Origin of the sequence: Pseudoalteromonas sp. M58 (genome assembly GCF_042604605.1) — a bacterium.
GTDB classification, from domain to species: domain Bacteria; phylum Pseudomonadota; class Gammaproteobacteria; order Enterobacterales; family Alteromonadaceae; genus Pseudoalteromonas; species Pseudoalteromonas tetraodonis.
In genome coordinates this window covers 2,548,262-2,572,731 of sequence record NZ_CP152390.1, presented here as the reverse complement: position 1 = coordinate 2,572,731, position 24,470 = coordinate 2,548,262, and the positions used below count along the sequence as shown (strand labels likewise).

Sequence of the window (24,470 nt, the reverse complement as noted above, 5' to 3'; positions counted from 1 at the left end):
TTCAAAATAAAGAATAGTAGGTAAGGTTTTAAATGGCTAAAGCGGCAAAAGTAGAGTTTGTTTGTACAGAATGTGGCATGAACTATCAACGCTGGCAAGGTCAGTGTCGCTGCGGTGCGTGGAACACATTAGCAGAGTTTAAACCTTCTGCAGGGCAAAGCAAAAAAGTAGCAGCTCGTGCAAGTGTCGGTGGCTACGCCGGTGGTATTGGCGGTGGCTCTAAAAAAATTAATGAGGTAGCAACCTCAGAGGCAGAAAAACAGCTTACTGAAATTGGCGAGCTTGACCGTGTACTAAGCGGCGGTGTAACCACCGGCTCGGTTAATATTATTTCTGGCGATCCGGGGGCGGGTAAAACCACACTACTATCGGATTTAGTGGCAAGAATGTCTCAGCGCATGCCATCGCTTTATTGTACTGCTGAGGAGTCTTTGTCGCAGTTTAAAAACCGAGTAAACCGTTTAAAACTTAACTATAACGAAGATGAGCTCTATTTACTTTCTGAAACCAGTGTTGAAACCATTATTGAAGAGCTGGATAAAAACAAAATTAAGTTTGCCGTTATCGACTCTATTCAAGCCGTGGTCACCGACACCGCTAATGGTAGCCCTGGCTCACCCTCGCAAGTAAAAAGTGCCGCTCAAGCGCTAACCCAATATTGTAAGCAAAACGATGTCACTATGTTCATTATTGCTCACGTAAATAAAAATAATGAAATAGCTGGCCCGCAAACATTAGTGCATATTGTTGATGCACTGTTACATATTGATACCAACGATGGTCAAGTGCGTACGCTGCGTGCTAATAAAAATCGCTTTGGTGATATAGATACTGTGGGCATTTTTAAAATGTGTGAACGCGGTATGCTCAGTGTGGATAACCCCAGCGAAATTTTCTTATCCGGTTCAACCACTGAATCACCGGGGTCGACGATTACCTGTATTCGTAAAGGTAATCGTAATTTACTACTCGAAATTCAATGTTTAACCACTGAAACAGAAGCAGAATTTCCACAGCGAGTATGTGTTGGTTTAAATATGAACCGGATTAAAATGCTCACTGGTATTTTACGTAAACACACTAAAACTAAAATATTTCACGATACGTTTTTTAATATTGTGGGTGGTCTAAAAATTGATGAATCAGAAACCTGTATTGATTTAGCGCTTGTTACTGCACTTTTAAGTAGCTTGAACGAGTTTGTTGTACCTCGAACCACCTGTATTATGGGGGAGCTAAGTTTAAACGGAGATGTGCGTCCAATCGACAGTGGTGTACCCCGTGTTAAAGAAGCGGCGCAACATGGGTTTACTGAAATATTTATCCCATTTCGTAACTACCATAAATCGATGGAAGGGCTGGGTGCTAAAATAACGCCAGTTAAAACAGTGCACGAGCTACTGAGTTTAATTAACTAGCAAACAAAAAGTGCTTAACGATGCATGTTCTCAATGTTAGTCTTGCTTAAAGCCACTTATATAAAGAGTTTAATAAGGAAATGACATGAAAAAATTAGTGATTGCAGCCGCGATTATTGCTGCAGGTGTGGGTGGCGTAAGCTATGCAAACTATGTTGCAACACAAGAGGTACGTGCTGAGGTTGATAAACAGTTGGCCTTGGTCAGCGAACAAACAGGTGCTAGTTTTAACTACGCAGAGCTATCGGCGAGTGTTATTTCAAACAGTGTTGCCATTAGTAATATTGAAGTGACTAGCCCTGAGGGCGATAAAATTGCCACGGTTGAGCATGTTGAAGTGACAGGCTACGAAACCGATAAAATATCGCCACATACTGCTTTTACGTTAAAAAACTTTCAATTTGATAAAAGCTTTGTCGATACACTGCCTGCAGATACAAATACACAACTTGCCTCAGCCAGTTATGATTTACACTCTTCATTAGATTACGATGAGCAATCAGGTAACAGTGATATTGTTGTTAAGCTGCAAGCTAATGATATTGCTAGTATTGATATGGACATGGGGCTGGCTAATTCTAAAGCGCTTATGGACGCTTCACTTGAAATCAGTAAGGCTCAACAAGCTGCAGGCACTACGCCACTTACTTATGAGCAAGAGCTGCAGCAGCAAACGATGATTATGCAAGCAATGAGTAAGCTAGAGCCACGTAATGTTAGCTTAGTTGTTAATAACCAAGGTGATCTTAAAGGCTTATTAGAAAGCGAGTTGGCAAAGCAAGGTATGACGTTAGAGCAAATGCAAACAATGCTTGATCAACAGCTTCAACAAGCACCTGTGACTGAAGAAATAGCCAAGGCATTAACTGATTTTGCTAAAGGACTAAATTCGTTTAGTGTGTCAGCAAAATTGCCTGAAGGTAAAACTATGATGGAAGTGAATCAGCAACTAATGATGTTAGCAGGACAACCCGAAGAGCTGGTTAAGTTTATAAATTTAGAAGTTAAAGGCAAATAACAGCGGTAAGTTATAAGCCGTCAGGATTCAATTTAAAATAAAAAAGCCGTACTTGATTATTCAAGTACGGCTTTTATTATTTTAGCTGATAGTTAGTGAAGAATACGCGCTCTAATTGTGCCTTCAACTGCACTAAGTTCTTTAAGTGCGACTTCTGAGTGATCGGTGTCTACATCAATAACCACGTAACCAATTGCTTCATCGGTTTGTAAGTACTGTGCGGCAATGTTAATACCGTGCTGAGCAAACGCTTGGTTAATTTGCGTTAGCACGCCTGGGCGGTTGTGATGCACGTGTAACAAGCGGCTGCGATTAGCAAGCTCTGGCAATGATACTTCAGGGAAGTTAACTGCGGTAATAGTTGAGCCGTTATCTGAGTACTTAGCGAGTTTACCCGCTACTTCAATACCAATGTTTTCTTGTGCTTCTTGAGTAGAACCACCTATATGCGGCGTTAAAATAACGTTGTCGAATTCACGCAGTGGCGAGATAAATTCTTCATCGTTAGATTTAGGTTCAACTGGGAATACGTCAATTGCTGCGCCGCTGAGTTTTTCCTCTGTTAGCGCTTCTGCTAGGGCGTCAATATCAACGACAGTACCACGTGAAGCGTTAATTAAAATAGAGCCTTGCTTCATTACCGCCAATTCAGCCGTGCCAATCAGGTTTTTAGTTTGCGGTGTTTCAGGTACGTGCAAGCTAATAATATCAGCGCGTTGCAATAGCTGCGTTAAGTTATGTACTTGTGTCGCATTACCTAAAGACAGTTTGTCTTCAATGTCGTAATACTCCACGTTCATACCAATATTTTCAGCCATAATGCCCAACTGAGTACCAATGTGACCGTAGCCAATAATACCTAAGGTTTTACCGCGCGCTTCAAAAGAGCCATTGGCTGTTTTTAACCAGCCACCACGGTGCGCAGCGGCATTTCGCTGTGGAATACCACGTAATAAAAGCAGTATTTCACCTAGTACAAGCTCAGCTACAGAGCGAGTATTTGAAAACGGGGCATTAAATACTGCAATACCGCGTTCACGTGCTGCGTTTAAATCTACTTGGTTGGTACCAATACAAAAACAACCGATAGCAACCAGTTTTTCAGCTGCATTTAATACCGATTCATTAATATGAGTACGAGAACGCAGCCCCACAAAGTGCACATCTTTAATGCGCTCAATAAGCTCGTCCTCAGGTAGCGATGTTTTAACGTAGTCGATATTGCTATAACCGTTACGTTTTAGCGTTTCAACAGCGCTTTGATGAACACCTTCAAGCAAGAGAATTTTAATTTTGTCTTTTGCTAACGATACCTTACTCATAACCATATCCTATTTAATTTGTGGCCCATTTTTTGTGCCGATAATCACTTTATCAGCACCGCGCTCTGCAAATAGGCCGTTGGTGACTACGCCAACAATTTGATTTATTTGTGTTTCAAGCTGTTTAGCATGGGTAATTTTTAAATTATGTACATCTAAAATAACGTTGCCGTTATCGGTTACAACACCTTGGCGATACACAGGATCACCGCCAAGTTTTAATAATTCGCGGGCAACATAGCTGCGCGCCATCGGAATAACTTCAACTGGCAGCGGGAAATCCCCTAAGGTATCGACTAGTTTGGTGTCATCAACAATACACACAAACTGTTTAGCCACTGCCGCGACTATTTTTTCACGGGTGAGCGCTGCACCACCGCCTTTAATCATTTCGTTTAGAGCGTTAATTTCATCTGCGCCATCAACGTATACATCCAGAGCATCAACATCATTTAGCTCAAATACTTCTATACCAAGTTCTTTTAAACGTGCTGTAGACGCTTCTGAACTAGATACTGCACCAACAATGGTGTCTTTTACTGTGCCTAAAGCATCAATAAAATGATTAACGGTTGAGCCTGTACCAACACCCACTATGGTGTTTTCTTTTACAAACTCCAGTGCAGCCCATGCAGCTGCTTTTTTTAATTCATCTTGTGTCATTGCTATGTGCTCATTTATGTCAAAAATAGACTGTTAGTTTACAAGATTAATTGTTACCAACAGTAGGTTTTATTGGGTGTAATAATAGTTTTAAGAGGCACATCCCACGATTCAATTGGGAGCTTATCCACTTGTTGGCATTCGTGTGCTAGGCCAATAAGTTGTGGTTGCTGCCAGTTTTCTTCGTATAAACGTGCCAAGGTTCTATCGTAAAACCCACCCCCCATTCCAAGGCGATTACCAAATTTATCAAATGCAACAAGTGGCATAAGTAGATAATCAAGCGCTGGCAATGGGCATATTTGAGAGCAGTTCAGCTTAGGCTCCAAGATACCATAGCGGTTTGCCCTCATGGGTGAGTTTTTTTCATATCGTTGAAATAGTAAATTAGCCCCGTTGAAAGGGTGAATTATAGGTAAGTAAACATGCTGTTTTTTGAGCCATAATTCTTTAATTAACAATGATGTATCTAGCTCTCCATCATTGCTTAAATAAATGGCGATATGTTTTTTTTTAGCTGTTTTTTGGCTTTTTATATATTGAATAAAATTCACTTTAAGCGAGTGGGCCGCTATTTCTTGCTGGTTTTTTGATAGATTATTCCGTGCTTTACGAATATCGAGTCTTATTTGTGCGCGATTATTGCTCATTAAATAACTAAACCATAATTAAAAAGAGAATAAGTTCGGGAACATTAAATACACAGCAAGCACAATAAGTAATATTACAACTGTGGCAATCAGTGAATATAAAACAAGGTTACTGCGTTTTTTGGGTGTTGTAGAGAGTGGCTCATCTAGCATTAAATCGTCATCTTCCCATGGTTCGTCATTTTCATCAGGCAGTGATAACTCAACCTCGGGGAGACGTTGCTCAAGATCCTCAAGTTTCTCTTCAAGACGAATTAAGCTACTAGTAATGTAATCTAGGGCATCAAATAAGCGCTGATCTCGCTGGCTGTCGTGCGCTTTTTGAGAAGTAGCTTGTGTAGGGGCTGTTTGCTGAAGTTTGCTTTTGATCCCCAGCGTTGAAAGTAACTTAGCTTGCTTAAGGGCTTTTTCTTTGTTGCTAGGAGCAAACAGCGGCTTGCCATTAAAAAATGCCGCCACCTTTTCAGGTGAGGTTTTTAGTTTTTCTGTCAGTGCATTGGTCACTGCTTGGCTGTCTGCGCCTTCTGCAAGTCCTACAAATATAACACGAAAATTGTCGGCCATTTTTTATCCCTAACACGCTTTATTGTATAAGCAGAGTATATACCTAAAATGTTAAACAGTTCGAGACTGTTTTATGACTAACTTAATACACATAGCAAAACGGCCCTAAAAAGGGCCGTTTTAATATTAGCTAGGTGGCTTACAGGCCAGCTGCTGCGCGAAGTGCGTCTGCTTTATCTGTGCGTTCCCATGGGAATTCATCACGGCCAAAGTGGCCGTAAGCCGCTGTTGGTAGATAAATAGGGCGCTCAAGATCAAGCATTTGAATTAGGCCGTAAGGGCGTAAGTCAAAGTGTTCACGAATAAGTTCGATTAAACGCGCTTCTTCTAATTTACCTGTGCCAAATGTTTCAACACTGATAGATGTTGGCTCTGCAACACCAATAGCATAAGACACCTGAAGTTCACACTTGTCAGCAAGGCCAGCAGCAACAATGTTTTTAGCAACATAACGTGCAGCATAAGCCGCTGAGCGGTCAACTTTTGATGGATCTTTACCAGAGAAAGCACCACCACCGTGACGAGCCATGCCACCGTAAGTATCTACAATGATTTTACGACCAGTTAAACCACAGTCACCCATTGGTCCACCAATTACAAAACGACCAGTTGGGTTAATAAAGAATTTAGTGGCACTAGTAATCAGCTCAGCAGGAAGTACTGGCTTAATAATCGTTTCCATTACCGCTTCTACTAAATCACTTTGCGATACATCTTCGCTGTGCTGAGTAGAAAGTACAACGGCATCAATGCCTACTGGCTTGCCATTTTCGTATGCAAACGTAACCTGTGATTTTGCATCAGGACGCAACCAGTTAAGCTCGCCGCTTTTACGTACTTGTGCTTGGCGTTGTACTAAACGGTGAGAATAAGTAATTGGAGCGGGCATTAATACTTCAGTTTCGTTACATGCGTAACCAAACATTAGGCCTTGGTCGCCAGCGCCTTGCTCTTCAGGGCTTGTACGGTCAACACCTTGGTTAATGTCAGGAGACTGTTTACCAATCGTGTTTAAAATTGCACACGAATCGGCATCAAAGCCCATGTCTGAATGTGTGTAACCAATTTCACGTACTGTTTTACGTGTAATTTCTTCGATATCAACCCATGCGCTAGTCGTGATTTCACCACCAACCATAACCATACCGGTTTTAACGTAAGTTTCACACGCTACACGGGCATGAGAGTCTTGCTCTAGGATAGCATCAAGTACCGCATCAGAAATTTGATCGGCGATTTTATCCGGATGACCTTCAGAAACAGATTCAGAAGTAAATAAATGTTTTGCCATTGTAATTATGCTCACAAATATTGCGCTTCACAAACGTCGGTATTAGCGCTAAAAAATTAAGGCGCGTATTTTATCTAAAACAAATGAACTTGCATAGTTTTTTTACGCCTAGACGTCTAAATAAAATATCTAATAGTAAATGGTTCTTAAAAAATATTCATAATGCCCTATTTTTATGGGTTTTTAATTGCACACAGCCCCCACAATAAGTAAGAATGGGGATAAATAAATACCCGCGCAAATACATATAAAGGTAGGAGAATTCATGCCATCTCGCAAAGAACTTGCAAATGCTATTCGCGTCTTGTCAATGGACGCAGTACAAAAGGCCAAATCTGGTCACCCTGGAGCCCCTATGGGCATGGCTGATATCGCAGAAGTATTATGGCGCGATTATCTAAAACATAACCCAACAAATCCAGAGTGGGCTGACCGAGATCGATTTATACTCTCAAATGGTCACGGTTCAATGCTAATTTATTCTCTACTGCATTTAAGTGGTTATGACTTGCCACTGGACGAAATTAAAAACTTCCGCCAAATGCATTCTAAAACACCAGGCCATCCAGAATATGGATACGCGCCAGGAATTGAGACCACTACGGGCCCATTAGGTCAAGGGATCACAAATGCGGTAGGTATGGCGATTGCTGAAAAAGCATTAGCAGCGCAGTTTAACCGTGAAGGCCATGACATTGTTGATCACCACACGTATGCGTTTATGGGTGATGGTTGTTTAATGGAAGGTATTTCTCATGAAGCATGCTCACTAGCCGGTACATTAGGCCTAGGCAAATTAGTGGCATTTTGGGATGACAACGGCATTTCAATCGACGGTGAAGTTGAAGGTTGGTTTAGTGATGATACCCCAGCACGTTTTAAAGCATACGGCTGGCATGTAATTAGTGACGTTGATGGCCATGATAGCGATGCAGTAAGTGCAGCAATTGCAGAAGCTAAAAGCGTGACTGATAAGCCAACACTCATTTGTTGTAAAACTATTATTGGTTACGGCTCACCTAATAAATCAGGTAGCCACGATTGTCACGGTGCACCGCTTGGTGATGACGAAATTAAAGCGTCTCGCGAGTTTTTAGGTTGGACGGGCGATGCATTTGAAATCCCTGAAGATATTTATGCACAGTGGGATAACAAAGAAAAAGGCCAACAGCTTGAAGCAAGCTGGGACGAAAAATTTGCCGCATATGAAAAAGCATACCCAGAGCTAGCAGCAGAATACAAACGCCGTACACATTCAGAATTACCTGCTGATTGGGCTGAAAAGTCACAAGCGTATATTGAGCAGTTACAAGCAAACCCAGCAAACCCAGCATCACGTAAAGCATCACAAAATGCATTAAACGCATTTGGCCCGTTACTACCTGAGTTTATGGGTGGCTCTGCCGATTTAGCAGGTTCAAACTTAACAATTTGGGATGGCTCTAAAGGCTTAACTGCTGATGATGCAAGTGGTAACTATATTTACTACGGTGTACGTGAGTTTGGTATGTCGGCAATTATGAACGGTATTGCACTTCATAAAGGCTTTATTCCTTACGGTGCAACGTTCTTAATGTTTATGGAATACGCTCGCAACGCTGTGCGTATGGCTGCATTAATGAAGCAACCAAGCATTTTTGTATACACGCACGATTCAATTGGTTTAGGTGAAGATGGTCCTACTCACCAACCAGTAGAGCAAATTGCGAGCATGCGTTTAACGCCTAACCTATACAACTGGCGCCCATGTGACCAAGTTGAGTCAGCAATTGCATGGCAACAAGCTATTGAACGTAAAGACGGTCCTACATCATTAATCTTTACTCGCCAAGGCTTAGAGCAGCAAGCTCGTGATGCCCAGCAATTAAGCGACGTTAAAAAGGGTGGTTACATCTTAAGTTGTGACGGCAATCCAGAGCTTATTTTGATTGCAACGGGTTCTGAAGTACAACTAGCGCAAGACTCTGCGAAAGAGCTACGTGCGCAAGGTAAAAAGGTACGTGTTGTATCTATGCCATGTACTGATGCGTTTGAAGACCAATCGCCTGAGTACAAAGAAAGCGTATTACCAGCAAGCGTTTCACGTCGCGTAGCGATTGAAGCGGGTATTGCTGATTACTGGTACAAGTATGTAGGCCTAAATGGCGCCGTAGTTGGTATGACCACCTTTGGTGAGTCGGCACCGGCAAACGAGCTATTTGAGTTCTTCGGCTTTACGGTAGAAAATGTAGTTAACAAAGCAAACGCATTGTTTTAATTAATTGCTTTAGTGTTTTAAAAGCCCGCCCTGTGTATAGCAGGGCGGGCTTTTTTGTTTGGCTGGCAGAGCTGTCAGCCATTAGCTTTCAGTTTTGGCGCTGAGGAGCCGTGCTAAGTAAAATCGTAAGAGGGTACTTCAGCTGCGATTTTTATAGTGTTTTGTTTTATTTTTTTTCTAATGTCTTGCTATGCGTGAAACTTGTTTCGCGCGTTGTTTTTATCAAAAGCTTTATGGTTATTTTATAAAATAATGAATTAATACACTTCTTCTTTATAAGGATTAATTAGCTCATTTAGCAATATTTGATCGAAATAGTCGATAGCTGCTTCTAGCTCAAGAGAGTTCATGGGAGCAAAATAATTAATTACCCTTAGTAAATCTGAAGCTGTTTTTATTACGCTAGCTAGCTCACTTTTGTTATAGCTTCTTATTATGAACCTAAAGCCAAAAGGCTCGAAGTCTTTTTGGATTTCATTAATCATTCCCTCTACATATCGTTCAGTTATTTCCTCTTTCTTTATCTCAATGGAATGATTAATGGAATTAATCGCAAATAAAAAGTTTGGAAATTCAATAGTTGGTACTTTGGAGGTAACGTCAAAATTTATTACTTTCTTTGGGGTGTTTTCAGGAAATAAAGCTATGTAAAGTATTGATGGGTGGCTTGAGTAATTATTTTGACTTTCAATTGTAATTAATTGTTCTTTCAATGTATCAATAATGTATTCTCTATGCTGAATGAAAATTGAAAAATTGTCTTTACTTTCAACTTGTTTTATTTGCCTCTCCGTTTGAGTGATTTTATACCACAAACCAAAAACACCTGTTACTGAAATTAATACTTTAAAAAGCTCTATAGCTAGTGAGAAGGTATTTGTGATATTTGACCAATTTTCTGGCTTTGAATGAGAAAATGATAATTGAGGGTAAGTGAAAATAATTTGGGAAATTGCTAAAAGTATTGGAAGAAAAATAGTTAAAAAACTTAGGTATATTAATGTCTTAAAAAACATTGAGTTTTTTTATTATTTATTACCATTATGCTTCAATCCTTAAAAAAGTAGACCTGTTAAATATTACAAATTAAAGTATCACACAAAAGTGTCGAAAATCTTTTTCAAATCAAGACAGTGCCTTGCTTTCTCTATCTATGTTTAATCATTTATCTAAACGTAAAACACTTGACGCGCTAAAACACGACCTACCATATATGCCCGAAGCCCGAAGCCCGAAGCCCGAAGCCCGAAGCCCGAAGCCCGAAGCCCGGAGCCCGAAGCCCGAAGCCCGAAGCCCGAAGCTCGAAGCCCGAAGCCCGAAGCTCGAAGCCCGGAGCCAAATGAGCAATTTTCACAGCACTTAACTTGCAAGGTTTTTGTGTATCAGGCACTGTGGGGGTAACAAAATTATAAATTAACAACAGGAGTTAACATGCCAAAGTTCGATAACGTTAGTGTGGTTAAAAAAGCCAATGTGTACTTCGATGGCAAAGTGTCAAGCCGCACTGTGCTTTTAGGTAATGGTGAGGCTAAAACCTTGGGTTTTATGCAACCCGGTGAATTTGAGTTTAATACTAACCAAAAAGAGTGCATGGAGTTGTTAGCAGGGCAGTGGGATGTATTACTACCTGGTGAAACACAGTGGAAAACATTTAATGCGGGTGAGTCATTTAACGTTGATGCTAATGTGAGCTTTCATGTAAAAGTAAGTGATTTTGCAGATTATTGTTGTTCATACACCGATTAATTTGTTGATTGATTAAATTATCAACACCTCTAAAGGCCGCTTTAAAGCGGCTTTTTGCATACTTAATGCTAAATGAATGATCTAAATCAGGTGGGGTAATAAATAATTGCGTAATTTTCATTTTTTCTCTTGTGTTAATTCGTTTAGCCCCCAATACTAACTATGAGGTAACAAATAAAAGGATACCCTATGAAAATTAATCTTTCTGGTCACCATGTTGACGTTACTGATTCTATTAAAGAACACATTAACGAAAAGTTCTCAAAAGTCGCGAGCCATTTTCCATCATTGATATCTCTAGATATTATTCTTTCAAAAGAGCATCATAAGTTCCAAGCAGAAATTAGCACAAATTATGAAGGTGCGCGTATATCGGTAAAAGGGGAAAACGAAGTTATGTATCCTGCTATTTCCAGCGCAGCTAAAAAACTCGATGCCGCACTAAAGCATCGTAAAGGGCAAATAAAAGCGAACTTACATGAAAAGCCTGTAAGTACCACACCAGAAATAGCACATGAAATCATCCAAGAGATGGATTTAAATTAATAACTAACAGCGTGTTATTTTAAAAAGAGCCTAAGGGCTCTTTTTTATTGCCTGTAAATTAGGTAAGTTATGCATTCACACAGTTTATTAATGATAAAAATTAATAATAAAAGCACATAACACACCAAATTTGAGAAGTTAATGCAGTACACACAAAACACATGGAAGTCTCGGTTAGGGGCGCTCGGCCCAGGTATTTTAATGGCAACCGCTGCCATTGGTGGCTCACACTTGGTGGCCTCTACTCAAGCAGGCGCATTATTTGGCTGGCAGCTATTTTGGCTTATTGTGGTGGTTAACGTTTTAAAGTACCCGTTTTTTCGTTTTGGTATGGAATACACACTCGCCACCAAAAACAGTTTAGTAGAAGGGTATAAAAACCAAGGGCCTGGCTATTTTTACAGCTTTATTGCCCTCAATATTATTGCCGCTGTGGTAAATACCGCAGGTGTATTGTTGCTTACGGCGAGCTTATTACACTACGCATTACCTATTAGCATTCCTGTTACCTTATTGTGTTGGGTAATATTGGCCGTGTGTTTAATTATATTATTACTGGGGCATTTTAAAGCGCTCGATAACGTAGCAAAAGCTATTATGGGGCTACTTACTATAGCAACCATCACTGCATTGGTTATTGCTATAAATAACGGCCCAGTAGCGCCTGTAAACTACGTTGGCCCCTCACCATATGAACTTGCCATGTTAGGCTTTATGGTTGCCTTAATGGGCTGGATGCCAGCGCCTATTGAAATATCGGCACTGAGCTCGTTGTGGCTTAAAGAAAAACAAGCTCAGCAAAGTGTGACTAAAAACCAAGGTTTATTCGATTTTAATCTAGGTTATTGGTTAACCGCCGGGCTTGCGCTGGTATTTTTTAGTTTAGGTGCGTTAGTGCAATATGGGCAAAGCAGTAATATAGAGCTTGGCGGTGTAGCGTTTGCTAAACAGCTGATTGATATGTATGCACTCACTATTGGCGAGTGGGCAAGGCCGTTGGTATCAGCGATCGCGTTTTTGTGTATGTTTGGCACCACACTCACCGTACTTGACGGTTACGCCCGCACACTTAACGAATCACACAAATTACTTGGTTTTAAGCAATCTAAACACAGCTTAAATACCTGGCTTATACTGCAAGCATTGGCCGGTATGGCGGTTATTTTATTTTTTAAATCAGCCCTTGGCCCTATGCTTACCTTTGCAATGACACTTGCTTTTGTAACCACACCGGTTTTTGCATGGCTTAACTTCAGCCTAGTGCGCTCAGAGCCCGCGATTAAACACAGTCTACTTTTGCGTAGCTTAACGTGGTTAGGTTTAGTGTACTTGGTTGGTTTTGCTGTAGCGTTTGTGGTTTGGAAGTTGATGTGATTTTATTTTCGAGGTTCGAGGTTCGAGGTACAAATCAAACAACCTCTGCATAAATGTCGACTAGTGTGGACCACGATAGGCTGCAAAGAGCGAAGATAAGACGGTCAAAAATTATGATGTTTATCCTAATTAGTTTAAATATGAGTTAGATAGGGCTGAGTGAATGTACGATAACAATCCAATTGAGTTTATAAACCGCTTATTTGGTATTCCGTACTCAGGAAGACGATACTAAAATGGCAAGCTCGGCTAATCAACTCTCACCTACCAACCCTAAAAAGGGGTGGTTTTCTATAGGCGTTTTATGTTTAATCATTACTCTCTATGCCTACAGCTTTAAATTAGAAATTAGCACATTAAGTCTTATTGCTGAAAATGTAATGTCGTTAAAAATTAAACCTGTAGTAATTCCTTTGATAGTTATGATGCCCGCTTTTTTTGTATTCATCTACGGGATTTATCAAAGAATGCATGGTGATATATCAGAGAAATCGATGCGAAGGGGGCTATTTGTTATTATAGGATGCTTCCCTCTATTTCTGATTACCTGGTGGATTTATAGCTGGCAACTTAGTGATAAGCTTGAAAGTGAAGGCTATTCCATTTGTCACTGGTATTCAGGAGCTTCACTAGGAGCTCCAAAAATTTGGCTTTCAGATCCAAGTTACTGCATTGAAGACGGTTATTTAGTAAGGATTGAATTACTTGAATGGCTAAAGCAGCAGCGGTTAAGTGGAAAAACACCATCCATTGAAGTCTTCGAGAAGAAATTAGAATTCATGCTCAGTGAATACCATCAAAAATATGGAGCATGAGCTACTTAAAATGCATTAACTAAGTTTTTTTATCGCTTTACTTATCTCATTTAAAATAAGTGGGTACATGCGGTTGTTCATTAACGCGGTGCATCGGATTGTTTCTGGTACATCGATCATTTTGTCGGATGGCGTGGCTTCGCCACTTATTCGACCTACGTCAAAGGTAGGTTGGTTAAGCCGAAGGCGCCACCCAACAAAGTTATAGGTTCACGCCCGAAGCTCTGCTGCTAGCGCTGAGCTGTCGTAAATTAACATTTAACTCAGCTCTTTTATCGCGCTACTTATTCCATCTAAACTCAGCGGGTACATTCTGTTATCCATCAGCTGCTTTATAAAATCAATTGATTGATAATACGGCCAGTGTTCAACCGGTTGTGGGTTGAGCCACGCGACTTTATCAAAGTGATTAGTAATTCGGTTTAACCATGCACTGCCGGGCTCTTCATTCCAATGTTCTACTGAACCGCCGGGGTAGGCAATTTCATATGGGCCCATAGTGGCATCACCAACAAATATAACTTTGTAGTCGCTGGTAAACTTGTTGATCAGCATCATGGTGTCAATAACATTTGAGTGGCGGCGTTGGTTATCTTGCCACACGTGTTCGTATAAACAGTTATGAAAGTAGTAAAACTCTAAATGTTTAAATTCGCTGTGGGCGGCGCTAAATAGTTCTTCACAGGTATGAATGTAGTCATCCATTGAGCCGCCAATATCAAACAGCATCAATACTTTTACTGCATTGTGGCGCTCGGGTGCCATTTTTACATCGAGCATGCCACCTTGTTTGGCGGTCGCGCGTATGGTTTCGTTTAAATCAAGGGTGTCGCTTGCGCCAGTGCGGGCAAATTTGCGTAGTTTTTTAAGGGCCAGCTTTATAGTGCGTGAGCCAATTTCGCGGTCAGAATCGAGGTTACGGTATTCGCGCTTATCCCACACTTTTACCGCTTGGCGATTGCGGTTGCCATCTTGACCAATACGCACACCTTCAGGGTTATAGCCGTATGCCCCAAAAGGCGAGGTGCCGCCGGTACCTACCCACTTATTGCCGCCAGCGTGGCGTTTTTGCTGTTCTTCTAAACGCTCTTTAAGAGTTTTCATCAGCTCGTCGAGCCCGCCCATGGCTTTTAGTTGAGCTTTTTCTTCATCGCTTAGGTGCTTTTCAAACTCTTTACGCAACCAATCTTCAGGTAAGTTGTGCTGCTGTTTTAAGCTCTCGAGCAGGTCTAAGTCGGCAATACCGCTAAAGTAATCGCTAAAAGCTTTATCGAAACGGTCAAAATGGGTTTCGTCTTTTACCATAATAGTGCGCGCTAAATGATAAAACGCGTCTACATCAGCAAATATAACGCCTTGTTTTAAAGCGTTAATTAAATCGAGTAGTTCGCGCAGGCTCACAGGCAAGCGGTATTTACGTAGCGTGAAAAAAAACTGTACCAACATATTAGCGACGGCTCATAAACGCGAGCTTTTCGATTAGGCTTATGTCTTGCTCGTTTTTAAGTAGTGCGCCAAACATCGGCATTAAGCCGCCTTTTTGCGCTTTGTCGTGCAGCGTTTTTGCGTCTATATCTTCAGCCATTAATAGTTTTAACCAATCCAGTAACTCGCTGGTGGATGGCTTCTTTTTAAGACCGTTGGCTTCGCGTAAGTTAAAAAACACTTCAAGTGCTTGGCGAACTAAATCTTGTTTAACATGCGGGTAGTGCACATCAATAATTTGCTGCATTTCGTCGCTATTTGGAAAATCAATATAATGGAAAAAGCAGCGGCGTAAAAACGCATCAGGCAGCTCTTTTTCATTGTTTGACGTGATGATCACAATAGGGCGCTCTTTGGCCACAATGCGCTCACCGGTTTCGTAGACGTGAAATTCCATTTTATCGAGAAATACCCCCATTTAAAACCATACTATTAAGTGCCAATTCATCATGATTATTCTGTTATCAGTTTTTTTTTACTTGACTATTTTTAAGCATACCCCTATTTTATATACTAATAGTATAAGGGGTTGATATGTACCTTTGCAGTGCAGCAGTCAAAGTCAAAGTCCGAATTGATAACCATAGTTCACTTATTCATATGAAAGCAGTGGCAGTAAATGGTTCTATTCTAATGTCTCACCTCGACTATTTACTCCAGTGTAAACTAAATGGGAGGCGCAAAGGTTGGTTGGAGAAGTCTATTCAATCCATCAGGCTCTTGATTGATTACTCCTTTGTGAACAAGAATGTATTTAAAACTCCAGCTAAAATGTTTGAAGTGTTTTCTCAACGACTGTTTGATGGAACAATAGACAGTGAAGGTTATGATCCTACAAACCTAAGGTGGGCTGCACGCTCTGAAAACTCAGCAAATGAAATAATTAGACACATTACTCAGTATTCAGATTGGTTATTTGAACAAAAAGATGGAACTACGGAATTATTAAACCCTCAAAAAAATGCCACTTCAGCTGAACGCTTGATGAATCTAGCTGCTTATAACCACCGGATGAATCGCTCTTTTTTAAAGCACACGTACACTGATAAGCACCGTAAAAATTCAACTCACAAAGCAAGAGTTGTTAGCTATAGAAATACAACCCCTACCTCTGCTGATTCCCAAAAGCCGTTTAATGAGGATAAGATCTGGGATTTGTTAGTTCATGGTTTCATTAAATCGGGGCAGCACAAAAATAGTCCAGTTTTACAAAAGTATAACTTAGCTAACTTACTTATTACGATATTGATGCATTATGGTGGACTTAGGGTGTCAGAGGTTTTCCACATTTATGTGGATGATATCATTCCAAATGTAGGCTTGGAGCAAATTAGAGTTTACCATCCCACTGAAGGTTTGGCTCCACAGTGGTATAGAGACTCTTCTCGGAATCAACATTGCACAAGAAAACAATTCTTGCTTGAAAAGTACGGCTTACAAGATCGGTTGTCATCTAATGAAAAAAAATACCATGCTGGATGGAAAAATCCAGTAGTTTCAAATGTGGGTAAATATTTTCCGGTCTTTTTATTTGGCGATAATATTGAAAGTGTTTTTTTCAAACTTTTTAGGCTTTACGTAGAAAAACAACGAGTTCCTCCTTTGACAGGTAGAGAGCATCCTTTTTTGTTTACTAACAGGAATGGTGACCCACTAAGTATTAAATCTTTTGTAAAAAAACACCAGGCAGCTGTTCAAAAGATTGGGTTGCTTCCTTACCTGGAGTTTGGAGGATCTCCTCATAGCCACAGGCACTCCTATGGTCAGCGATTAGCTGATGCTAAAAAGATTTGTCCGGCTGTCGATGAATTTGTAATTAAAGGTGCAATGCATCATAGCTCATTAGAAAGTCAGAAAACTTATACCGAGCCCCATATTAAGAAAATCGCAGAACAATTATCACAAGCAATTAATTTCCTAAGTGACAATAATAAGGCACGCACTGGTATAGAAATTTTACAAGGTAATTAGAATGACTAGGCACATCGTTAGTAACCCTTACCAATCTTATGAAGAAGCAATGTCAGCGGCTAGAAGGCTAGGCTTTGTCAACGTTACACAATATAGAAGTGGTTATAAAAAAGATCCTCGTTTACCTTATAAGCCTTATGATAAGTATAAGAATGATTGGAAAGGCTGGAGAGCGTTTTTGATTGATGGACTTCCTAGAGGAACAAAATACGATTCGTATGATGATGCCAAGAAGGCAGCTCAAGCTCTTAGATGTGAAACTGCTATACAATATGGACAAAAATATAAATCAGATCCTCTCTTACCATCAGATCCAGCCAAGTGGTATGGTGAAAAGTGGGAAGGATGGGAAGTATTTTTAAACAAAGAGCGCTACGGTTCCTATGAAGACGCTGAAAAAGCAGTACAAGCACTTGGCATAGAAAAAACAACTGATTATAAAAAAAGGTTTAATGAAGACCCTATGCTACCTGCGCACCCTGATAGAAGATATAAAGGGAAAGGTTGGACTGATTGGTATACGTTTTTTGGAACTAACAGAAAAGATTTGTATAAAACATATGCTGAAGCAGCTATTGCTGTTAAAAAGCTGAATGTAAAAAATGTAAAAGAGTATGAGAAGGCTTACAAACAAGATCCTAGATTAACTCGTATTCCAGACCGTAAATACAGAAATAAAGGTTGGATTGACTGGAATCACTTCTTACGGGGGGTATATAACACAGTTGAAGAGGCTAAAAAAGCAGCGCATCTTCTAGATATCAAACACAGAAAAGATTATAAGTCCAAAAGGAAAAAAGATCCTTTTTTACCATTTAATCCAGCATTTACATATCGAGATAAAGGTTGGATTTCTTGGGATGACTTTTTATCATTGTCTTATTTTAGTTATGCCGAAGCTGTCGATTTTATTAGTTCACTGCCGAAAATATTAAAGACTCCGCATGACTATGTTGCCCTGTGCACACAAGAAAAAAGGCTTCCTAGATTATATAAAACTTTTTATAGTGAATATTACGACTGGCCTAGTTTTATTGGGCTAGTATATCTAGATCCTCTTGATTCCATTAAGTTATTACGTGAAAAAGGAAAGCATGTAACATGCATTGATGATTACATTCACTTGCACTTGCTATACCGTTCACTTCCTGAAGATCCCATTACTTTTTATGGCTTTAGTAACTTTAATGAGTTCATGTCTTTTGATAAAGAAAAGTTGTGGGATATAAAAAAAATTAAGGAGTTTTGTCAAACTCATAAGATCACAACGAGAAAAGAGTATGATGATGCAGCATCTAGCAGGCCATTTTTACCAACAAACCCAAAGACAGTGTCTCCAAACATCAGAATTGCTAGCCTATTGTATAAACAGTCTTATTTTTCAGTATTTAATGATGATAGACATGAAGCTTGGGTTGATGTTGCTGAAAAATGGGTTAATTCCGCCGGTTCTTATTCAACGAGAAGAGGTGTTGTAAAACGCTTTTTTGAGTATTTCAAAGACAAATTACCTTATCAACCTGAGATTTTATGCTTAAGTGATTCACAGCTGCTTGATTTCAGTAAGTTTGTTGATTCTTTACCAGAGTCACTTAAGAATGTTGCTACTGTTAATCATTTAGACTCTTTCTTTGATTATATAATTGAACAATTATGCTCACATCATTGTGAAGAGACTGGAGAGGTGATAACTCTTGAAGGATATAGTAACCCTCTTGATAAGAAAAAATTAAGGCTTGATTTTTCAGCTACTGTACGACATGCAGAAACGACAAAACCCGCCCTTCCGTTTCGGTATATTGAACGTGCCAGACACGCCATAATATCATCTAATCAAGAACGTTTTACCCTTCGTGACATCTACCATCGATTAAAAAATAAAACTAATTTTTTTGACTCTGTAGGTGAGTGGTTCGTGGTAGATGAAAGCCTTATAGATGAGAAAGATCCAGACTGTGTATGGAGAGAGTCAAATGGCATATATGAATTATGGTCCCCAGTTAGGATCGTAGCTATTTATACGCAATTATTTATGCCCTTTAGGGGGTCGCAAATATGCTGGTTAGATAGCGGCGAAGCTGATGCCAAAATACTTGTTGAAGATAATGGGAATTTCAGGTGGGTAGATAATACCTTACTCGCAGCATTCCGCGTTCCTAAAAAGTATCACCAAGGGTTTTTAAAGCCAGGGTCGGACTTTAGTGTTACTTGTCATGTAAATACTAACAAAACAGCATCGAATGCATTTGAGGGATACGATATTCCTTGGATAGACGCAAGAATCACTCCTTTACTAGTTAAGCTACGAAACTGGCAAATTAAGTATAATCCATTGAACAAGCCGACGGAATGGAGTAAAGGTGTTAAGATTGAAAACCAACGTACACTTAATAAGTATGGCTATAAAGGCAAGACATGCTTTCTTTTTCGAGATCCTACAGCACAAAAAGGGCTTCCTCTAACCCAGTCAAAATTAAGTTCTGGATTTGCGGGAATTCTGTATCTGATACAAGATGAAGACTTGCCCCTGGTAGTTCCAAAAAAGGGAAAGATAGACACTAATTCACTGAGTAACTTGCAACCATTGTTTACTCTTCACTCTATGCGGGTTTCGCTAATAACAGCGTTCATAAGAGATGCAAAAATTGCACCTGAAATTGTTCAGAAGCTTGTAGGGCATTCCTCAATAGTAATGACAATTTACTACACAAAAGTAACTGCGGAAGAAATTAAAGACGCTTTAAAAGATGCAGAGTCGTTAATAATAAAAAATCAATCAAATAGAGTTGAACAGTTAATTCGGCAAAGAAAAATGGAACAAGCCAAAAGTGAAATAATTAACTGCAACGGTGAAATTGCATCTAGAGACATAGATATACCAGCTGCGGCCTATAGTATAATGGATTATGGAATTTGTCCTAATGGTCGAACTAAATGCTCATTAGGTGGTGAACCGGTTACCCCTAAAGGAGCTCAGTTCCACCCCGTCCCTTCGGGATATTTGGGTTCAAGTAATTGTTTACGTTGCCGCTTCTTCTATACAGGCCCTGCATTTTTAGGTGGTCTTCAAATGATCACAAATGAGATTTCATTAGAGTGTAAAGCTGCATCTAAAAACATAGACGAATTACGAAAAAAGATCGATGTATTAGAAGATAAGCAATACCAGCAAGAAAGAAACAAACAGCCATTTTTTAATTCTCATGAACTTGCACTTGCAGAAGCACACTACGAACAAGAGGTAACAAGATTCGACTCCCTTGTATGTGATCTCATAGTGGCAATAAGGCTATCCATGAACTCCGTAGATATAATTAATGCTAAAATAGAAAATGGTAATGAATTATCTGGACATAGTTTAATAACACACGAACAATGTGGAGATGTTTCATTGAGTTTCCCCGAAGTTAGCGACTTTCTTCATGTTGATATGATATGTCAATCAGCGAGTTACCATCAATCAGCTAGGCCAGAGAAAGCAAATCTTTCTCGCTCTCAATTATTAGATTTATTTGCAACAAAAAATGGCATTTCTCCAGGCTTATTCACATTAACTGAGCAACAACAACTAGAAGTTGGAAACGAGATAACAAAAATGTTGCGTTCAAGGTTGGGGTCTTGGGATAAGGTAAGTGATTTGATGGACAAAAATGGAGTTATAACGTTGGAGGATTTAGGGGTTGATATGAGTGAGGTAAAGGACGGGCTTAAACTTTTATTTAGTGGTAAAAGCCAGCAATTAATTTCCAACAAATCTCAGAATATTAAGTTGGAGAATGTTGATGTCTAAAAATGTTGAAGTCATATTTAATGAACTTTTGAATAGAGCTAAAAGCAAACGAGTAAAGAATAACCTAGAAATTTTAAAGTTAGCTTGTGATAGTCAAATTAAAAATAAGTCCAATGATTTCAGTATAGCCACAATAGGACGTATATCAGACAGCTTAGGAGGCATCAAAGCTCAGTCAATTAGAAATAAAACAGGCAGATTATATCAACAGTTAATCATTGCATATAACGCTGAAAACCCAACAGATGTTATTGATAAAAAACTCACAGAGCCGATGTCTTGGGTTGGTAGGATTGAAGATCCTGAATTGCGATATAAAATTTTGGATCTAATTGCTAGCGAAAAAAAACTTAAAAATGAATTAAACCAATTAAAGGCTATAACTGAAATTGAGGTAGATCTACGTTCAGAACGAGGTAAATCACCTATGCGAATAGAAAACAGTCTATCTGATGTTGAACTAAAAGCACTCAGTGACTTTATTTCCGATAATAAATTGGCCGACAATGGGTTTAAGATCGGTTCAAATGGAAGATTAGTTAATTCTATGGGTAAACCCATAACTAAACCTGGGTTTATAGATGCAATTCAAAAACTTTTAACTATTGATTAAAACTATGGCTAACGGTCAACAAAAAGCTCAGCAAACACTTGAAGCTTTTGAGCTGTGGGTTTCGACTCAAACCAATGACGATTTCCTTCAACTAATCTACAGAGGGCAGCTCAATCGAGGTGAGATAGCCAAGGCCATCGGTTGTGGAAAATCAGCTCTTAATCAGAACCCAGCGCTTAAAACAGCCCTTGGCAAATTGGAAGATAGGCTTCGCGAGGAAAGTGTGCTACCTCCCTTAACAATAAGGGCAAAAGAAGAACCAGATAAACCCAAGCAATACGACAACACTACTCATAAAAAACACCTTGAGTCGAAAAGGCTATCGGCTATTGAAGCCGAGAATATCGAACTGAAAGCTAAAATTAAAGAGTTAGAGTCTAAGCTTGAGCGCTTTGGTGAGTTATCGGACACCCTTTATGAAATGGGGTTTATGCCTCGATGAATACAGAGTATTTTCGTGTAACTAGCATAAGGTTTCATAGCAATAGACATGTGATTTTCATGGGCATCCCGCTCAAAAAAAATAGCTATAAAATGCACAGCGGTAAGTACACTGTTTCGGTTAAAGCATGCCCTGATAGCCTCCCTGTGAGTCCGGCCATTGGTCAACACTGGGAAGTTAAAGGTGTAAAAACCTTCAGTGAGTATGAGAACAATGGCTATGTCATGACACAGCATGTTTTTGATTCACCAATTGAAGCAAAATGCTCTCTTCCTGAAATTGGTGAACAACTCATAAAGTTTATAGCCAACGAAAAAGACTTTATAGGTATCGGTGAAAGTAAAGCCAGACGGTTGTGGAATGCCTTGGGGAATGACTTTCATCATCTTGCTAAGAAAGACACAACAGAGTCGAGAAGTCGACTTAGCGGCCTTCTGAGCGAAGAGTCCATCAATGCACTTTATAAAGGCTATGCCAAGTATGCTAATTTAAGCGCGTGTAACTGGATGTCAAATCACCATATACCTTCTTCTATTCAACAGCGTTTGCTTAAGCATCATAACGAAAAGTCCATCACCGCCATTAAGGAAAATCCGTATCTATTGATCGGTTTTGGTATGTCATTTGAGGATGCAGATAGACTCGGCGTTACCATATTCGACCGTGACGAGGATGAACCCAAACGCCTAAGCGCAGCGTTAGAAATTGCAATTCGCAAACAAATAGAATTGGGTCACACTTATACAACACAAAATGAGCTTAAGCCAAAGTTAGCTGCTTTATTAAAAGACCAAGAGTTATGTGCCAAGTCGTTTAAAGCTGGACATCATAAGGCTCAATACGTTCTTAATCATCAATTAGGTACATATCATCCAACAGCACAACTACTGATGGAGAATGTCGTTGCAAAACGACTGAATAAGCTTGCTAGGCAAAATAATTTATATGACGAAAATGCAAATTCTGCATATTGCTTTGCTGTTGAACAATTGCCTTATGAGCTTACCCAAAAACAAACCGAAGCAGTAATAACATGTTTAGATAATGCGGTAAGCTCTATAACCGGTGGGGCTGGAACGGGAAAGACAACTGTTCTCAGAACGGCACTTAGAGCATATCATCATCTAGGATATGAAATTCATGCAGTTGCACTTAGTGGCAGAGCGGCAATGAGGCTGCATGAATCGATAGGTTTTATTACTTCAACCATCGCCAAGTTACTTCGTGACGCACCAATTGAACCAAGTAATGAACAACCAAAGCACCTATTGGTTATTGATGAAGCCAGTATGATTGATTTGCCCACAATGTATCGCTTGGTAAACCATCTTCATCCAGAGGTACGCATTATATTCACAGGTGACCCTGACCAACTACCACCAATAGGGTGCGGTAAGGTTCTTGCAGACATAGTTCTATCAAATACCATTGCAAACACTATGCTGGATATCGTAAAACGCCAGGAAGGCTCAACTGGTATACCGGAATATTCAAAGCAAATAAACCAAGGCTTAGTCCCTGAAAGTTTAAGTTCTGGGGCGGTATACTTTCATGAAATTCCTAAGCACCGTATTGCAAATGTATGTTGCGAGTTATATGAAGAGTCACCATACAATAGCCGTGTTATGGCGCCGACTAAAAAACTGGTTCAAGACATTAATAATCAAATTCAGGATGTTGTTAATGAGCATGGAGAGCAATTAAAGTTCAATCTCCATGGCGATGAGTTTCATGTAAAACTTAGAATTAACGATCAAATATTGTTCACTCAGAACTTGTACGATAAAGGAATCAACAATGGTTCGCTTGGGGAACTCACTTCGGTTACTTCCACCGAAGGCTCATTTGGTGAAGTGACACTAGATACTGGTGACAAAGTTGAAATAACTCAGCAAGTGCTTGATGGAATGGAGTTAGGGTATGCAATAACACTACATAAAGCCCAAGGCTCTCAATTTCCTAGAGTAATCATAGCGCTTCAAAAAGGCCGAATTGTTGACAGAGCATGGCTTTATACAGCTATTACTCGGGCTGAAAATGAAATACACATTGTCGGTTCATCGGAAGATTTTAAATCAATCATCCAGTCACCTAGTAACTCAAACAAGAGAAATAGCTACCTTTATGAAATGTTGCGGATGTAAGAAACAAAGCATCTAAATTGTACTAGAATCAAGGCTTCATTATGATCTCAATACTGAAATAAAGCCTTGATGATAAACTCGAATTTTGAAATAAGCCTTCATTCTGATCGCAACGCTGAAATTAAGCCTTGATGATACGCGCAAATATTAGAAAAAGGCTTCATTCTGATCTCAACAATTAAATGAAGCCTTGATGATACGCGCAAATATTAGAAAAAGGCTTCATTCTGATCTCAATACTGAAATGAAGCCTTGATGATACGCGCAAATATTAGAAAAAGGCTTCATTCTGATCTCAATACTGAAATGAAGCCTTGATGATACGCGCAAATATTAGAAAAAGGCTTCATTCTGATCTCAA

Annotated in this window: 19 protein-coding genes and 1 pseudogene; 12 read left to right on the top strand and 8 right to left on the bottom strand. The window is 39.7% G+C overall.

Annotated elements, in window-relative coordinates; genetic code table 11:
* The first annotated feature begins 32 nt into the window (after nucleotides 1-32).
* Together radA and AAGD16_RS11905 are read left to right on the top strand one after the other, a co-directional pair.
* Nucleotides 33-1,418 (top strand): DNA repair protein RadA, encoded by a 1,386-nt coding sequence (gene radA / locus AAGD16_RS11910; RefSeq protein ID WP_013465693.1) that lies wholly within the window; start codon nucleotides 33-35, stop codon nucleotides 1,416-1,418.
* Between the two features lie 85 nt (nucleotides 1,419-1,503).
* Nucleotides 1,504-2,436, top strand: coding sequence for a hypothetical protein (locus tag AAGD16_RS11905; protein ID WP_028833920.1), 933 nt, complete (start codon nucleotides 1,504-1,506; stop codon nucleotides 2,434-2,436).
* Between the two features lie 92 nt (nucleotides 2,437-2,528).
* Here the strand turns inward: AAGD16_RS11905 and serA are convergent, their stop codons facing one another.
* The 5 genes from serA to metK form a co-directional block, all read right to left on the bottom strand.
* The gene (serA, locus tag AAGD16_RS11900) at nucleotides 2,529-3,758 is read right to left on the bottom strand and encodes a phosphoglycerate dehydrogenase (protein WP_377111962.1); all 1,230 of its coding nucleotides are present in this window, start codon (nucleotides 3,756-3,758) and stop codon (nucleotides 2,529-2,531) included.
* A 9-nt stretch (nucleotides 3,759-3,767) separates the two neighbouring features.
* Nucleotides 3,768-4,421: a ribose-5-phosphate isomerase RpiA gene (gene rpiA / locus AAGD16_RS11895; RefSeq protein ID WP_013465690.1), complete on the bottom strand. Its 654-nt coding sequence runs from the start codon at nucleotides 4,419-4,421 to the stop codon at nucleotides 3,768-3,770.
* 53 nt (nucleotides 4,422-4,474) lie between these two features.
* Complete coding sequence (locus tag AAGD16_RS11890) at nucleotides 4,475-5,071, bottom strand: 5-formyltetrahydrofolate cyclo-ligase (RefSeq protein ID WP_377111959.1); 597 nt, start codon at nucleotides 5,069-5,071, stop codon at nucleotides 4,475-4,477.
* 18 nt (nucleotides 5,072-5,089) lie between these two features.
* A complete protein-coding gene (locus AAGD16_RS11885) occupies nucleotides 5,090-5,635 on the bottom strand; it encodes a hypothetical protein (protein ID WP_058155159.1) in 546 nt (181 codons plus the stop codon).
* A gap of 139 nt (nucleotides 5,636-5,774) precedes the next feature.
* The gene (gene metK, locus AAGD16_RS11880; RefSeq protein WP_010387726.1) at nucleotides 5,775-6,926 is read right to left on the bottom strand and encodes a methionine adenosyltransferase; all 1,152 of its coding nucleotides are present in this window, start codon (nucleotides 6,924-6,926) and stop codon (nucleotides 5,775-5,777) included.
* Nucleotides 6,927-7,191: 265 nt separating this feature from the next.
* On the opposite strand from metK, the gene tkt reads away from it, so the two are divergent.
* Nucleotides 7,192-9,183 carry a transketolase gene (tkt, locus tag AAGD16_RS11875; RefSeq protein WP_377111956.1) on the top strand — a complete coding sequence of 664 codons (1,992 nt, stop codon included), beginning with the start codon at nucleotides 7,192-7,194 and terminating at the stop codon, nucleotides 9,181-9,183.
* Nucleotides 9,184-9,440: 257 nt separating this feature from the next.
* Here tkt and AAGD16_RS11870 read toward each other — a convergent pair whose 3' ends face one another.
* Nucleotides 9,441-10,199: a hypothetical protein gene (locus AAGD16_RS11870; RefSeq protein WP_377111953.1), complete on the bottom strand. Its 759-nt coding sequence runs from the start codon at nucleotides 10,197-10,199 to the stop codon at nucleotides 9,441-9,443.
* A 415-nt stretch (nucleotides 10,200-10,614) separates the two neighbouring features.
* Between AAGD16_RS11870 and AAGD16_RS11865 the strand changes: the two genes are divergently transcribed.
* The 4 genes from AAGD16_RS11865 to AAGD16_RS11850 all read left to right on the top strand — a co-directional run bounded on the left by AAGD16_RS11865 (nucleotide 10,615) and on the right by AAGD16_RS11850 (nucleotide 13,664).
* Nucleotides 10,615-10,929, top strand: a complete 315-nt coding sequence (locus AAGD16_RS11865; RefSeq protein WP_024602085.1) for a pyrimidine/purine nucleoside phosphorylase — start codon at nucleotides 10,615-10,617, stop codon at nucleotides 10,927-10,929.
* Nucleotides 10,930-11,118: 189 nt separating this feature from the next.
* Nucleotides 11,119-11,475, top strand: coding sequence for a ribosome hibernation-promoting factor, HPF/YfiA family (gene hpf / locus AAGD16_RS11860; protein ID WP_013465684.1), 357 nt, complete (start codon nucleotides 11,119-11,121; stop codon nucleotides 11,473-11,475).
* Between the two features lie 141 nt (nucleotides 11,476-11,616).
* Nucleotides 11,617-12,849, top strand: a complete 1,233-nt coding sequence (locus AAGD16_RS11855; RefSeq protein ID WP_350314841.1) for a divalent metal cation transporter — start codon at nucleotides 11,617-11,619, stop codon at nucleotides 12,847-12,849.
* A 236-nt stretch (nucleotides 12,850-13,085) separates the two neighbouring features.
* Nucleotides 13,086-13,664 carry a hypothetical protein gene (locus AAGD16_RS11850; protein WP_377111948.1) on the top strand — a complete coding sequence of 193 codons (579 nt, stop codon included), beginning with the start codon at nucleotides 13,086-13,088 and terminating at the stop codon, nucleotides 13,662-13,664.
* Between the two features lie 258 nt (nucleotides 13,665-13,922).
* On the opposite strand, the gene AAGD16_RS11845 is transcribed toward AAGD16_RS11850, so the two are convergent.
* Both AAGD16_RS11845 and AAGD16_RS11840 read right to left on the bottom strand, forming a co-directional pair.
* A complete protein-coding gene (locus tag AAGD16_RS11845; RefSeq protein WP_036953547.1) occupies nucleotides 13,923-15,110 on the bottom strand; it encodes a VWA domain-containing protein in 1,188 nt (395 codons plus the stop codon).
* A gap of 1 nt (nucleotide 15,111) precedes the next feature.
* A pseudogene (locus AAGD16_RS11840) lies at nucleotides 15,112-15,555 on the bottom strand (AAA family ATPase); the annotation flags it as partial.
* A gap of 128 nt (nucleotides 15,556-15,683) precedes the next feature.
* Here AAGD16_RS11840 and gmtY point away from each other — a divergent pair.
* Genes gmtY through AAGD16_RS11815 form a run of 5 tightly spaced genes read left to right on the top strand, consistent with a single transcriptional unit; the run spans nucleotide 15,684 to nucleotide 24,109 of the window.
* Nucleotides 15,684-17,120, top strand: a complete 1,437-nt coding sequence (gene gmtY / locus AAGD16_RS11835) for a gamma-mobile-trio recombinase GmtY (protein ID WP_377111944.1) — start codon at nucleotides 15,684-15,686, stop codon at nucleotides 17,118-17,120.
* 1 nt (nucleotide 17,121) lies between these two features.
* Complete coding sequence (locus AAGD16_RS11830; RefSeq protein WP_377111941.1) at nucleotides 17,122-20,910, top strand: VPA1269 family protein; 3,789 nt, start codon at nucleotides 17,122-17,124, stop codon at nucleotides 20,908-20,910.
* The gene (gmtX, locus tag AAGD16_RS11825; RefSeq protein WP_377111938.1) at nucleotides 20,903-21,523 is read left to right on the top strand and encodes a gamma-mobile-trio protein GmtX; all 621 of its coding nucleotides are present in this window, start codon (nucleotides 20,903-20,905) and stop codon (nucleotides 21,521-21,523) included. The genes AAGD16_RS11830 and gmtX overlap by 8 nt, the downstream gene beginning before the upstream one ends.
* Nucleotides 21,524-21,527: 4 nt before the next feature.
* The gene (locus AAGD16_RS11820) at nucleotides 21,528-21,965 is read left to right on the top strand and encodes a VPA1267 family protein (protein ID WP_377111935.1); all 438 of its coding nucleotides are present in this window, start codon (nucleotides 21,528-21,530) and stop codon (nucleotides 21,963-21,965) included.
* A gap of 59 nt (nucleotides 21,966-22,024) precedes the next feature.
* Nucleotides 22,025-24,109, top strand: a complete 2,085-nt coding sequence (locus tag AAGD16_RS11815) for an ATP-dependent RecD-like DNA helicase (RefSeq protein WP_377111932.1) — start codon at nucleotides 22,025-22,027, stop codon at nucleotides 24,107-24,109.
* The last annotated feature ends 361 nt before the right edge of the window (nucleotides 24,110-24,470 follow it).

Bases quoted from the DNA above. Each gene is read 5' to 3' on its own strand.
- radA (WP_013465693.1), top strand. From the start codon at position 33: ATGGCTAAAGCGGCAAAAGTAGAGTTTGTTTGTACAGAATGTGGCATG.
- AAGD16_RS11905 (WP_028833920.1), top strand. From the start codon at position 1,504: ATGAAAAAATTAGTGATTGCAGCCGCGATTATTGCTGCAGGTGTGGGT.
- serA (WP_377111962.1), bottom strand. From the start codon at position 3,758: ATGAGTAAGGTATCGTTAGCAAAAGACAAAATTAAAATTCTCTTGCTT.
- rpiA (WP_013465690.1), bottom strand. From the start codon at position 4,421: ATGACACAAGATGAATTAAAAAAAGCAGCTGCATGGGCTGCACTGGAG.
- AAGD16_RS11890 (WP_377111959.1), bottom strand. From the start codon at position 5,071: ATGAGCAATAATCGCGCACAAATAAGACTCGATATTCGTAAAGCACGG.
- AAGD16_RS11885 (WP_058155159.1), bottom strand. From the start codon at position 5,635: ATGGCCGACAATTTTCGTGTTATATTTGTAGGACTTGCAGAAGGCGCA.
- metK (WP_010387726.1), bottom strand. From the start codon at position 6,926: ATGGCAAAACATTTATTTACTTCTGAATCTGTTTCTGAAGGTCATCCG.
- tkt (WP_377111956.1), top strand. From the start codon at position 7,192: ATGCCATCTCGCAAAGAACTTGCAAATGCTATTCGCGTCTTGTCAATG.
- AAGD16_RS11870 (WP_377111953.1), bottom strand. From the start codon at position 10,199: ATGTTTTTTAAGACATTAATATACCTAAGTTTTTTAACTATTTTTCTT.
- AAGD16_RS11865 (WP_024602085.1), top strand. From the start codon at position 10,615: ATGCCAAAGTTCGATAACGTTAGTGTGGTTAAAAAAGCCAATGTGTAC.
- hpf (WP_013465684.1), top strand. From the start codon at position 11,119: ATGAAAATTAATCTTTCTGGTCACCATGTTGACGTTACTGATTCTATT.
- AAGD16_RS11855 (WP_350314841.1), top strand. From the start codon at position 11,617: ATGCAGTACACACAAAACACATGGAAGTCTCGGTTAGGGGCGCTCGGC.
- AAGD16_RS11850 (WP_377111948.1), top strand. From the start codon at position 13,086: ATGGCAAGCTCGGCTAATCAACTCTCACCTACCAACCCTAAAAAGGGG.
- AAGD16_RS11845 (WP_036953547.1), bottom strand. From the start codon at position 15,110: ATGTTGGTACAGTTTTTTTTCACGCTACGTAAATACCGCTTGCCTGTG.
- gmtY (WP_377111944.1), top strand. From the start codon at position 15,684: ATGTACCTTTGCAGTGCAGCAGTCAAAGTCAAAGTCCGAATTGATAAC.
- AAGD16_RS11830 (WP_377111941.1), top strand. From the start codon at position 17,122: ATGACTAGGCACATCGTTAGTAACCCTTACCAATCTTATGAAGAAGCA.
- gmtX (WP_377111938.1), top strand. From the start codon at position 20,903: ATGTCTAAAAATGTTGAAGTCATATTTAATGAACTTTTGAATAGAGCT.
- AAGD16_RS11820 (WP_377111935.1), top strand. From the start codon at position 21,528: ATGGCTAACGGTCAACAAAAAGCTCAGCAAACACTTGAAGCTTTTGAG.
- AAGD16_RS11815 (WP_377111932.1), top strand. From the start codon at position 22,025: ATGGGCATCCCGCTCAAAAAAAATAGCTATAAAATGCACAGCGGTAAG.